Consider the following 12,075-nt stretch of genomic DNA (forward strand, 5'->3'; position numbering starts at 1 on the left):
GCCGCGCATCCGACCGCGCAGGCGGTCCACATCCGGAGGAGAAACCATGATCGACCTTGCACGCCTCACCCCGTACGGCTCGGGCACCGGTCTGCTCGTCGAGCCGAGGAGCGCGGACACGACCCTGGGGAGCCTCGCGCCCGAGCAGGTCGTGTGTGTGCTGCGCGACGCCGGATTCCTGCTGTTGCGCGGTTTCCGGCCGGACCTCGAACAGTTCTCGGCGTTCGTCGCGACCCACTCCGAACGGGTCACCCTCGACCCGGCCCGTTCGTTTCACGGCGGCTCCACCGCGCAGTTGGTGGATGCCGGGTACGACGCGGTCGGCCTCCATCTGGAGAACGGCAACAGCCCGTTTGCCCCGACCCTGACCTGGTTCTTCTGCGAGAAGGCCGCCTCGTCGGGCTCGCAGACGACGGTGTGCGACGGCTACCGGGTCTGGGACGCGCTCAGCGACGAGGCCCGCGGTCTGTTCCGGCAGCACGAGATCGTCTACAGCCGGCGGGTCGAGGAGGCGCGGTGGAAGGCCTTCGCAGCCTTCCACCTGGGCACCTCCGACGCGGCCTCGGTGACGGTCGAGCAGCTGCAGGAACTGACCAGCGGTCCCGGCGAGACGGTCATCGAACCCCTGCAGGACGGAGCGATCCACTACGCCTACCGCGTTCCCGCGGCGCACGAGACGCTGTTCGACACCCGGCCGGCCTTCGCCAACAGCATCCTGGGTCCCTCGAACCACTACGAGAAGCCTCGCATCACGTTCGCCGACGGCCGGGACATCCCCGTCCACATCCTCAAGGAGATCGAGAGCGTCACCGAGGAGCTGACCGAGGATCTGGACTGGGCCGACGGAGATGTCGCCCTGATCGACAACACCCGGGTCATGCACGGCCGCCGTGCCATCACCGATCCCGACCGCACCATCTACAACGCGCAGAGCGATCTGGACAGGGGGCTGCTGCCCGCCTGACCGGGCACCGGGTGACGGGGTCCTGCCGTCAATTCCCATCGTCCGTCCGAAGGGCGGGCCCCGGCGGCGATGGGCGTCGGCGATCGACGCAGCGCGGCAGATGCGCGTGCCGGGCAGGAACGTGACGACAGGGCCTGGGGCCGCCGGGACGATTCCGGCGGCCCCGCTCGTCGTGGGGGCGTCAGTTCGCGCCGCGGTCCGTCCACAGCGCCTCCCGGACCGGCTCCAGCAGCGAACGCAGCAGTACGCCGTTGCGCTCGCCGCCGATCACTCTGACCGCGGGACGCTCCCGGCGGTGCTGCGGCCACGCGTCCGACGCCGACCCGGTCCGAACGAACGAACCCCACAGGCGCCGCACTTCGGCGCGCAGCCCGGACAGGTCCGCCGGTTCCGCATCGGCGAACAGCGGGGCACGGCGCGCCTCGGGGCGGCCCAGCAAAAACGGGATCTCCAGGCAGTGACAGGCGCGCAGCGCCGAGTACCGGCCGGGCACCTCCCAGTCGAAGCGGAACAGTCTGACGGCCGCTCCGCGTTCTTGGACCAGGTCGCCGAACTCCTGCGTCGGCGCGGCGAAGAAGGCGTCCGTCTTCAGCTCCTCGAACGCGGCCGGCCGGTCCGCCGGGCCGGAGGTGTAGAGCCGCAGCGCCTCCTCGGCCCGGTCGCCGAACTGCCCGGCGAACTCCTCGGCGACCTCCTCGCGCGTCATCGCGGCGAGTGAGGCGTCCATCCCGTACCACAGGGCGCACTCGTGCCGTGTGGTGCCCGCCAGCACGTCCAGCCCGTGCAGCGGGGGCGAGGACCGCAGGGCGCCCAGCAGATCGGGCCCCACGACGGTGCCGTCGGCGACGAGCTGGAACGGCGGTCGCACGTCTCCGCGCGCCCGGGGGCGGGCGAGGATCTGCCGCTGGGCGAGGAGGATCCGCTCACTGGGCACCGTCCGCAGGGCCTGGATCCCGTCGGCGTTCCCGTCGGCCGACAGCGCTGCCAGCAAGGCGTCGGCGGTGCGGGCCGCCTCGGCGCGCGAGAGGGGAGGCATGCCAAGGGGCGCGCTGTGCAGGGCGGCGCGCCGGAACAGCGGGCGGACCTGGGGCAGCGCCAGCAGCGCCGCAAGCGCCTGACCGCCGGCCGACTGGCCGATCACGGTGATGCGGTGCGGGTCGCCGCCGAAGGCGTGGATCTCGCGCCTGACCCAGCGCAGCGCCATGATCTGGTCGAGCAGGCCGGCGTTGGTGACATGGCCCGATTCCCCGGTCGCACGGAACGTGAGGGAGGTGCCCGCCCCCTCGATCGCGGCCGGCTCCGCCCAGGAGGGGGAGAGGAAACCCAGCGCCCCCAGACGGTAGTTGACCAGGACGACGACGATCTCCTCCTGCGCCGCCAGCTCGGCCCCGTCGTAGCGGGGCAGGTCGGCGCCGCCGGTGAGGAAACTGCCGCCCGGCAGCCAGACGAGCACCGGATACGGCCCACGACCGGTGAGGGGCGCCCACACGTTCACCGTCAGACAGGCCTCCGTCTGGTCCGGTCCCACCGGGTCACCCATCAGGGCCGCGAAGGGCGAGGGCAGTTGCGGGGGCACCGTGCCGACGGGGCCGTCGGTGCGCAGGGGCGAGGACCAGCCGGCGTGCGGGCGGGGCGCGGCGAACCGGTACGGGCCCACGGGAGGCGCGACGTACGGCACGCCGCGGAAGGCCGCCACGCTCCGCTCCGGTCCCTCCCGCCTGCCGATGACAGGTCCGCCCGATACCTCTGCCTCGACGGACTCGATTGCCTCGATGGCCGTCGTCGCCGGGCCGGGATCAGCGGGGTGCATGGATTCTCTTCTCCGTATCCGTGGGGGAATCCTGGGGACTCACTTCGGGCTGTGTGCCGGGACCTGGCCCGAGGTGCCGTGCGCCAGCACGTAACGGGCCAGCTCGACCCGGCGCGACACGCCCAGCTTGGCGAAGGCCCTGCGCAGATGGGAGTCGACCGTGTGCGCCGAGACGGCGAGCCGCTGGGCGGTCTCCCGGTTCGTCAGGCCCTCCGCCACCAGCCGCACCACCCGGATCTCCGAGGGGGTGAGGCTGTCCCAGTCGGCACTCGTGTGCGCCGGGTCCTGCGCGGCGGGCCGGGCGGCCGGTGCGGGGGAACCGGGCAGTGCCTGGACACCGTCGGTCGCGGCCGCTTCGGAGATCCGTCCCTGCGCGGACCGCAGCCGGCGGCGGACGCGCTCGGCGCCGAGTCCGGCGCCGCTCGCCACGTAGACGCGCTGCGCCTCCTGCAGCATCTCCGTGGCCCGTACGAGGTCGCCCTGCGCCTGCGTGACGGCTGCCGCGTCTTCCAGGGCGGAGGCCAGCGCGAGGGGATGCGACCCGGTACGGAAGACCCGCACGGCGCGGTGCAGCGGGGCGGCCAGGCCGCGATACAGCCCGTGGGCGTGCAGGGCGGCGCCGACCAGCGGCGTTACACCTGGGTTGCGCCGGGCGAGGCGGCGGGCCACGGCGACCGCTTCCGCGGCCCGCTCGCCGGCTCCGGCGCGCAGCGCGATGCGGACCATGTGGGGCAGGATCATCGGGTCCGCGGTGAGGAACCACAGGTGGAGATCGAGGGCGGACCACACCGTCCCCAGCTGCCGCATCGCCGACCCCGGGTCCCCTGCCGCATCGAGGCGCAGCGCGGTGACGAACGCGTACAGGGTCCCGGTGAGCCCCGGAAGGGCGGTGTGCGCGGTGGACGACAACGCGGCGACGTGCCCGGCGGCCGTCTCCAGGTCCCCCCGTACCGTCGTGACCAGGGCGAGCACCCCCAGCAGGAACGTACGCGCGGCGGGGTCCGCCAGCCGAGCGGAGGCCTCCAGACCGGCGTGCGCCTCACGTGCCGCCTCCTCCAGCCGTCCCGAGTGCCACAGCTGCAGCGACTTCGCGATATGCCACCGCGGCGCCGTCCACACGCGGTCCCCGGCGCCCGCACCGTCGCGCCACGCCTCCAGGACCTCCGCGGCATCCAGCGGACGCCCGGCCAGGCACAGTGTGAGAGACAGCCACAAAGAGCCCCAGCCGAGACTCCGTTGTGTATCGACCGGCCCGTGCGCCACGGCTTCGCCGGCCAGCCGCAGCGACTCGGCGATGTCACCGGTGTGCCGGGCGCACAGGCTCAGCACGGCCGTGCCGAGGACGACCGAGGCCTGGTCTCCCGCTCGTCGGGCGAGGGACACCGCGGTCCAGCTCAGCGCCGCGGCCCGGCCCGGGTCGCCCGCGGAGTACGCCAGCAGACACCGGGCCTCCAGCACCATGAGCCAGGCCTGGTGGCTGACCGGCGGACGGGCGCCCTTCCGGGCCCGCCGCAGGTGCCGCAGGGCGTGGCGGGCCCCGCTCAGCTGCAGCAGGACCTCGAGGAGTTCGGCGAACGCCTCGGCCTCGGCCTCGGTCTCCCACCCCGCCGCGGCCAGCGCGGCGTCGAGCAGATGGCGTGCCTCGGCGGTTCGCCCCGCGGTGAGGAAGAGCTGCACCGCCGTGGTGACGGGGGCGGCCGAGAGCGGTTCGTACAGACGCAGGCGCTCCAGCAGGGCGCGGGCGAGTTCTTCCTGCTCCCGCGTCGGAACGGACTCGTCGTTCCGCTCCAGCCACTTCAGCCGGGCCACGCCCTCCTCCAGGTCCTCCTCGGCCCCGGCCAGGATCAGATGCGCGAGGGTCTCCGGGCAGGGCCGCCCCTCCGACACGCACAGGCGAGCCGCCTCCGAGTGCAGGGCCCGGCGCACGGGGCCGAGGAGGCTGCCGTAGACGGCCAGGTGGACGAGTGGCGAACGGTGGCGGAAGGCGACGCCGTCGTCCTCCAGCAGGCCGGCCGCGGCGGCCTCCTGAGCCGCTGTCGCCAGTTCCATGGTCGAACGGCCGGTCAGGGCCGCCGCCTGCCGTAGCGAGAACTGCCTCCCCAGGACCGCCCCGACCTGCAACAGGTCATGGGTCTGCTGGGAGAGGCCGGAGACGACGGGGGCCGTCGCCCTGCCGAGCCCGGCCGGCAGGTGTCTGCCGACCACCCGCACCGTACCGTCCTCCTCGGAGCGGACGCGCCCTTCCTCGCGCAGCAGTTGGACGAGGCAGTCGACGAGGAAGGGGCTGCCGCCCGCCGCGCTCGTGAGCCGGCGCACGTCCTCGGGCCGTGCGCAGCCGAGCAGCCGGGCACCGAGTTCCGCGGCGGCCGCCTCGTCGACCGGGGACAGCCGTACGACCTCGGCGTGCGAGGTCAGGAGGCGGTCGAGGGCTCCGCGCGCGGGGCGTGCGACGGGGAAATCGGCGTAGCTCGCCAGCCACAGGGCGGGTGCGTCGGCGAGCCGGGGCAGCAGCGTCTCCAGGGCGGCGACGGTCAACTCGTCCGCCCACTGCAGGTCGTCCAGGACGATCACCATGGGGGAGTGGGCGGCCCGCTGCTCGATGAGCCGGCGCAACAGGTCGATGAGCCTGCCCCAATGAGTGGGCCGGTCGGCCAGGGCGGCCAGCGACTCCGCCTGGACGGGGTTGATGACGGGCCGCGGCCCCGCCCTCAGTACCGCGAGCAGCGGGGCCATGGCGGAATGCCGGTCCAGCCGCGCCACCCGGGCACTCGACACGGCCATGCCGCGCCGCTCGGCCTCCTCGGCCGCCGTGTGCAGCAGCAGGGACTTGCCCGAGCCGAACTGGCCGTGGAACACCAGGAAGGCGCCACGGCCCGCCGCCGTCGCCTCGAACGCGGACCGCAGCACGGCCAGTTCGCGGTCGCGTCCCACGAGACGCTGGTGTCCCGATCGTGGCATGAAGCGCCTCCTCCCTGTCTCACGGCCTCCGTGTGAACCCCCGGACCGACGCGTGTGTGCCGAGAGACCGCCGGGTGACGGTGTCGGCGTCGGACCGGTCACAGCGACCGGCCCTGGGCGGCCTTGCGCACCGCCAGCAGCCCCTCCAACGCGTGCAGGCTCGTCCGTACGACGTGTCGTGCCGCGGTCGCCGCCGCCTCGGCGTCCTGCTCCTGGATCGCCTGGACCAGCGCCTCGTGCGCCTCGATGCCGCACTCCAGTTGCGTGTCCTCGCCGCCGAACAGGTCGAGGCTCTCCTGCAGCCGCTTGACGAAGAAGCGGTAGCACTCGGTGAGTGTCACGTTGTGCGCCGCCTGGACGACGGCGAGATGAAGCGCGGCGTCCCGCTTGCCGAACTCGGTCGGCTCCCGGTCCGCCGCCTCGCGTCGGGCCTGCAGCAACTCCCACAGCCTCGCCATGTCCTCGGGCGTGCGGCGCAGGGCCGCCGAGTGGGCCGCCTGCACATCGAAGCAGAGCTGCACCTCGAACACGTCGCGGACATCGGCGAGTTCGATGCTCTGGAGCATCGGCGCGGGGTCGGACACCGACCGCACGAAGATCCCCTTGCCGCGCTGCGACTTCAGCATCCCCGTGTGGACGAGGGCGCTGACCGCCTCTCGGATGGTGGGCCGGCTCACCCCCAGCGCGGCCGCCAGCTCGGTCTCGCTGGGGATGCGTGATCCGACGGGCCAGGTGCCGGCGGCCAACTCGCCGTGCAGGAGGGCGAGGACCTCGCGGGTCGTCGACGAACGGCCTATCGGACGGAGGGGCATGGGCGATTCCTCGGTTGTCTGACAACTGACGTCAGGCTAATCAATGAGCCGAGGTGCCCACAAGCACATGACCAGCCAAGGGATTTGACGCCTGCGGCCGTGACCGTCGCGACGTGCCGAAGCCCCGGAAGGCCGGGGCGACGGATGAGGTGGCCCGGGCCTTCCGGGGCAGCTGTGCGCGAGGTGCCCTACTGGGCCGGGCTGGCGTCCAGCACGGCCGCGCGGTCGACCCGCGCAAGGCCGCCGGGCTCCACGGCCGTCGTCGCCGTGGCCTCCAGGGTGCTTGCGGACTCCACGGTGACGCTTGTGGACTCGAGGGTCACGGTCGTGGAGAAGGCCTCCTGGCCGTTCTGGGTGCCGGTCACCACGAGCCGCGAACGGCCGTACCCGTCCGGGGCCTTGGGTGTGAGGTCGAGCCAGCAAGGCGCGTCGAACTCGACGTATCGGAGGAACGTGCTGTCGAAGGCGGCGGGACGCGCGTGCCCCGGCGCCGAAGCGTGCACGGCCTGGGCCGCGGCTTCGAGTAGCACCATGCCCGGCACGTGGTCGTGCGGGTGGTCGAAGAGCACGGGGTTCGAGGTGTCCGTGCGCAGTTGGTAGTGGTGCGGCCTGGCGGTGGGCGCGATGACGACGTCCCCGGGGGCGGAGCGGTCGACCAGGGACGGGGGGACGGGAGGCGCCGGCGGCAGTGCGGTGGCGAAGGCTTGCTGTGCGTCGGCGTACTCCCCGCGCAAGCGGTTGTAGATGGCGGGCGGGTGGGTGACGTATCTGATCTCGGAGGAGCCGAGGGGCTCACCGGCGCAGGTGGCGTCGATACGGGCGGTCAGGTGGACCGAGCCGAGCCGGCGGCGGGTGATGTCGCCGTGCGTGATGCGCAGTTCCACGTCGGTGGGTGCGTGGCGCTCCCGGAGCGCCGCCGGGGCGAAGGCGTAGTGGGCGTACTCCCAGCCCAGACGGTGGTCGAGGGGTATCTCCTGGGATGTGTGGGACAGGACGGCGAGCGCCTGACGGACGGTTTCGACGAAGAACAGCGGGCTGGTGACGCCGCTGCGGAGCGTGTAGAAATCATGGGAGGGCGGCCAGCCGAGAGTGACGACATGGGTCTGCGGGGAGACCTCGCGCCAGGTACGGACGAACACCTCGTCGGGTTTCGACTTACGGGCGAATCGCTGCAGATCGGCGGTGGGTAAAACGGTGCGGGCGCTGCTGTGCATGGGCGTCCTCCCCCTTGGGACGTCGAGGTGCGGAGCTGGTCAAACACCGTGAAAGGGCTCGATCCGTTGTTCGGTTCGGGAGCCAGCGTTAAAAATAAAGTCTATTCTTTTCTTTGTCGAGTGTCGGAGTTCGGGCGGTGCCATGGTAGGTCGAGTGATCAAGCAGGAGCGTGCGGCGCGGACCAGGGTGGCGCTGCTGCACGCCGCCGCCGAGGTGTTCGCCGAGTCCGGGTTCGCCGGGGCGAACGTCTCGAACATCGCGGAACGGGCGGGTCTCACGCTGGGAGCCCTGTACTTCCACTTCCGGAACAAGAGCGACATCGCCCGTGAGATCGTGCTCAACCAGCCGGACCTCGTCCTGCCGCCGCATCCCTCCCAAGGGTTGCAGCACGCCGTGGACATCACCCTGACCTGGGCGTACCAGCTGATCGACGACCCGGTGCTGCTCGCCGGGGCACGGCTGGTGATGGAGCAGGAGCACTTCGTCGAGGCCGAGGAGAACTCCCACCAGCAGTGGACGCGCATCCTGGGCCAGGACCTGCGCGAAGCACAACAGCGGCGCGAACTGCGGGCGGGAGTCGACGTGGAGGCGCTGGCCCGGCTGGTGGTCAACGCCTGTACCGGCGCGCAGATGCACTCCCATCTCGAAACCAAGCGCCGCGACCTGCCGTACCGAATCGAGGAGATGTGGCGATGTCTGCTCCCGGCCATCGCGGTGCCGAGCGTGATCAAACGCCTGGAGTTCGGCGAGTCGCGCGCCAGGAAGGCTTGATGGCCGGCATGGGGGAACGACCGCTGATCGTGGTGAGCGGCGCCACAGGCGCGGTGGGGCGACACGTCGCCGCTCTTCTGGAAGGGCGTGCGCAGGTCCGGCTGCTCGTGCGGGACGTCGGCAAGGCCCGCGCGCTCGGGCTCACCGGGGAGATCGTGGCCGCCGACTATGCCGACCGCCCACTGCTGGACAAGGCCATGACGGGGGCCGACGCCGTCTTCGTCGTGACTGCGAACCCGCTGCGCCCGGAACACGACGAGAACCTGTTGGCCGCCGCGCGCTTGGGGGGTGTGCGGCACGCCGTGAAGATCTCCTGGCTCGGCGTCGCGGATCCCGGTGCGGACGACCTCATCGCCCGCTGGAACCGTGACAGCGAGCGGCTGCTGCACACCTCGGGGCTCGACTGGACGGTGCTCCGCATGCGCAGCCCCATGTCGAACACGCTGGCCTGGGCGCCGGCGATCCGTCAGGAGGGGGTGGTCCGCGCTCTCGGCGGCGACGCGCGGACCGCCTGCGTGGACCCGCGCGATGTGGCGGCCGTGGCAGTGCGGGCGCTGACCCGGCCGGGGCACGAGGGCAGAACGTACGCGTTGACCGGGCCGGAGCCCCTCTCGCCCCGGGAGCAGACGCGGGTGCTGTCCCGCGTTCTTCAACGACCGCTGCGCTTTGAGGAACTGACACTCAATCAGGCCCTGGACGGATGGCGCAGAAAGCTGCCGGAGCCGGTGGCGCATGCCCTGGCGGAGGCTGCCGCGCGTCGGGGGGCCGTGGCCGCCGCGCACCCGGAGGACACCGTGGCCGCCGTCACCGGCCGGACGGCGAGGACGTTCGCCACCTGGGCCGGGGACCATACGGCGTACTTCCGCTGAAGGGCTGTGGAACACCGCGGTCCGCCGCGCCGCGCGCTGCCAGTCTTCCCACTGGGCTCGCTGGGGAGCCTGTCTCCGGACTGCCCGGCGACCTCCTGCTGAACTCCCCGCACGACGAAAGGCGATGATGTGCTCACTGGAAGAACGATCATGGTGACCGGTGCGTCCAGCGGCATCGGCGAGGCCGCCGCGCGGCTGCTCGCGGCCGAGGGCGCCGCGATCGTGCTCATGGCGCGACGCGCGGACAGGCTGCGCGAACTCGCCCGGAACATCGAGGACAAGGGCGGCCGGGCGGCGGTGTCCGTGGGCGACGTCCGGTCCGCGGCGGACGTCGAGCGAGCGGTGTCGACGGCGGTGGATACGTTCGGTTCGCTGGACGGCGCGTTCAACAACGCCGGCTGGGGCACCATCGGCCCACCGTTGCACGAGATGGACGACGCGGACTACGACCGGATGATGGACGTCAACGTGCGTGGCGTGTGGAACTGCCTGCGCAAGCAGATACCGGTGATGCTGGCCCAGGGCTCCGGCGGCTCCATAGTGAACACCTCCAGCACCGCGGGCCTGTTCGCCACCGGGGCGTCGGCTCCCTATGTGGCGGCCAAGCACGCCGTCGCCGGACTGACGAAGGCGGCCGCGGCGCAGTACGGCGGCCAGGGCATCCGGGTCAACGCGCTGATGGTGGGCAGCACACGCACCGAGTTGATGGACGCGGCGATCCAGAGCAATCCGCAGGTGGAGGAGCACTCCGTCGCACGTGCAATCCAGCGGCGGCTGGCCGACCCGCAGGAGGTCGCCCAGGCCGTGGTGTGGCTGTGCAGCGATCGCTCCTCGTTCGTCACCGGCGCCACGGTACCGGTGGACGGCGGCTGCAGCGCGATCTGACCCCGCCGGGTCGGAGGGCGGAGGCACAGCGACCGCTCCTCGTTCGTCACCGGCGCCACGGTAGCGGTGGACGGCGGCTGCAGCGCGATCTGACCCCGCCGGGTCGGAGGGCGGAGGCCGATGCGGGGAGGGGCCCTGCGGTGGGCGGCGGCCTTTCCCCGAGCCCTCGAGCCTGCGTACAGCCGAGGAGCGGACCGAACAGCGCCGCCGCGCCAGGACCACGTGGCCCGTCGCCGTCGCACCGGCCGCAGTGTCCTGGCACCGCCGCCCCGGAAGCAAGAAAGTGGCGCCTGCCGCCCGACGCCCGGCACGCTCCCCCACTGCCTCAAGGGCGTGGGAGGTGCCCCCACTCGCCGAACCGCCCGAAAGCCCGAGTACACCCCGTACGAGCGCGTCCGGGCGGCACGCGGAGAGCACACACCGACACTCCCATCAGCCGCTGCCGCGGCGGGCGCGCGGCCGCCCCTCGGGCGACGACGCCACGTTCGCAACAGGCCTTAGGCGGCCGCCTGGTGGTCCAGTGCGTCGTGGCGGAGGTGGTCGTAGACGTACGCGGCGGTCGCGAGGGTCATGTGGTGGTGCCAGCCGGGGAAGGAGCGGCCCTCGAAGTCGAGCAGGCCGTAGTCGTTCTCCAGGGTCCGGATGGCGCCGTGGGTGAGTGCGGCGCGGTGGGTGAGCGGGACGACGTCGGCGATGCGGTGGTCGACGAGGGAGGTGATCCAGTAGCGGTGCGGGCGCGGCCTCATGGGGAGGAACTCGGCGAACAGCCGGTGGACGCGCTGGCCGCCATGGCTCGTGGGACCCCCGCCCGGCAAGCGGACCAGGGAGGAGCGCACGGCGGCGCGCCTACCGTGCCCAGAGTGGTCGGAGCCCAGCGGGTGGGGGTGCCGCAGGCCCGCGAGCCGCAGCAGCTGCTGGGCCTCGACGAAACCCTCGGGGACGACACCGGCAGGTCTGGCGCGGTGGGCCGCAACGCGCTGGCTGGGCCGTACCTCGATGAGGAAGTCCCGGCCCCGTGCGGTGAGTTGCGCCGCCAGCCGGACCGGGTCCACGCCGACGCACAGGTCGGCCACGAGGGTCGTACGGCGTGAGATCCACGGCGTGGACAGCCGGTCGGCGCTGTCGAGCGCACGGGCCCAGGCCGGCTGTTCGGCCGCCCAGCCGGGTATGCGGGCGCGGCTGCGCCGCGGTTCGTCCGCCAGCCAGCCGTCGGGCAGGAGCAGCTGCCAGTCGACGGGGATGCTCCGGCTGTCGGAGGCCAGGAACAGGCCGATGGCCACCTGGCAGTTGAGGGTGCGTCCGGACTCCGGAACGACGCGGCGATGGACGCCGACCGAGTGGTCTCCGCGCTTCTCTATGACCGTCAAACCCATGGCCCACACGGGCCCCGGCAGTCGCGCGGCGGCTTCCTGGGCGAGGAGCTCGCGGGCGGTCGTCCAGTCCCAGGGGCTTGCGCTGATGAACTGCTGTAAGGCCTGGTGCGCGGCCTCCGGCGCACCGGAGGCGCGGGCTATCTGCCGGATGGTCTTCTTGCCCTGCGCGGTCAGCAGACCGCGCAGGTAGGCGCTCGCCCACCGGCGCTGGTCGCTTCGGGGCAGGTACCCGAAGACGTTGGAGGCGAAGCTGGTCAGCAGGTCGGCGCAGGGCGCGGCCAGGGTGGGGGCGGGGGCGAGCGCGGGCATGAGGACTCCGTCCGTGGGGAAACAATAAAAAAAGATACAATCTTTTTTACTGTCGTGGACGGGTAAATCGCCGCACGCTTAGGTAAGTTGACGTTGCGTCGCCGCCTTG

Annotated in this window: 9 protein-coding genes; 4 read left to right on the plus strand and 5 right to left on the minus strand. The window is 72.3% G+C overall.

Annotated features, from left to right (window positions below; all coding sequences use genetic code 11):
- The first annotated feature begins 46 nt into the window (after positions 1 to 46).
- On the plus strand, positions 47 to 964 hold the full coding sequence (locus CES90_RS33880; RefSeq protein ID WP_189787360.1) for a TauD/TfdA family dioxygenase: 918 nt from the start codon (positions 47 to 49) through the stop codon (positions 962 to 964).
- Positions 965 to 1,145: 181 nt separating this feature from the next.
- Here CES90_RS33880 and CES90_RS33885 read toward each other — a convergent pair whose 3' ends face one another.
- The 4 genes from CES90_RS33885 to CES90_RS33900 form a co-directional block, all read right to left on the minus strand.
- Complete coding sequence (locus CES90_RS33885) at positions 1,146 to 2,774, minus strand: carboxylesterase family protein (RefSeq protein WP_189787361.1); 1,629 nt, start codon at positions 2,772 to 2,774, stop codon at positions 1,146 to 1,148.
- A 39-nt stretch (positions 2,775 to 2,813) separates the two neighbouring features.
- Positions 2,814 to 5,732 (minus strand): ATP-binding protein, encoded by a 2,919-nt coding sequence (locus tag CES90_RS33890; protein WP_189787362.1) that lies wholly within the window; start codon positions 5,730 to 5,732, stop codon positions 2,814 to 2,816.
- A gap of 98 nt (positions 5,733 to 5,830) precedes the next feature.
- Positions 5,831 to 6,544 carry a FadR/GntR family transcriptional regulator gene (locus CES90_RS33895; protein ID WP_189787363.1) on the minus strand — a complete coding sequence of 238 codons (714 nt, stop codon included), beginning with the start codon at positions 6,542 to 6,544 and terminating at the stop codon, positions 5,831 to 5,833.
- Between the two features lie 188 nt (positions 6,545 to 6,732).
- The gene (locus tag CES90_RS33900; protein ID WP_189787364.1) at positions 6,733 to 7,758 is read right to left on the minus strand and encodes a ScbA/BarX family gamma-butyrolactone biosynthesis protein; all 1,026 of its coding nucleotides are present in this window, start codon (positions 7,756 to 7,758) and stop codon (positions 6,733 to 6,735) included.
- Between the two features lie 142 nt (positions 7,759 to 7,900).
- Here CES90_RS33900 and CES90_RS33905 point away from each other — a divergent pair, with 142 nt between their 5' ends.
- From CES90_RS33905 to CES90_RS33915, 3 genes are all read left to right on the plus strand, one after another.
- Positions 7,901 to 8,530, plus strand: coding sequence for a ScbR family autoregulator-binding transcription factor (locus CES90_RS33905; protein WP_189787365.1), 630 nt, complete (start codon positions 7,901 to 7,903; stop codon positions 8,528 to 8,530).
- Positions 8,530 to 9,399: an NAD(P)H-binding protein gene (locus tag CES90_RS33910; protein WP_332836407.1), complete on the plus strand. Its 870-nt coding sequence runs from the start codon at positions 8,530 to 8,532 to the stop codon at positions 9,397 to 9,399. The genes CES90_RS33905 and CES90_RS33910 overlap by 1 nt, the downstream gene beginning before the upstream one ends.
- A 129-nt stretch (positions 9,400 to 9,528) precedes the next feature.
- On the plus strand, positions 9,529 to 10,284 hold the full coding sequence (locus tag CES90_RS33915) for an SDR family NAD(P)-dependent oxidoreductase (protein ID WP_189787366.1): 756 nt from the start codon (positions 9,529 to 9,531) through the stop codon (positions 10,282 to 10,284).
- A gap of 497 nt (positions 10,285 to 10,781) precedes the next feature.
- On the opposite strand, the gene CES90_RS33920 is transcribed toward CES90_RS33915, so the two are convergent.
- Positions 10,782 to 11,966, minus strand: a complete 1,185-nt coding sequence (locus tag CES90_RS33920) for an IS701 family transposase (RefSeq protein WP_189787367.1) — start codon at positions 11,964 to 11,966, stop codon at positions 10,782 to 10,784.
- Between the last annotated feature and the right edge of the window lie 109 nt (positions 11,967 to 12,075).

The sequence above is a fragment of the Streptomyces capitiformicae genome (genome assembly GCF_002214185.1).
GTDB classification, from domain to species: Bacteria; Actinomycetota; Actinomycetes; order Streptomycetales; family Streptomycetaceae; genus Streptomyces; species Streptomyces capitiformicae.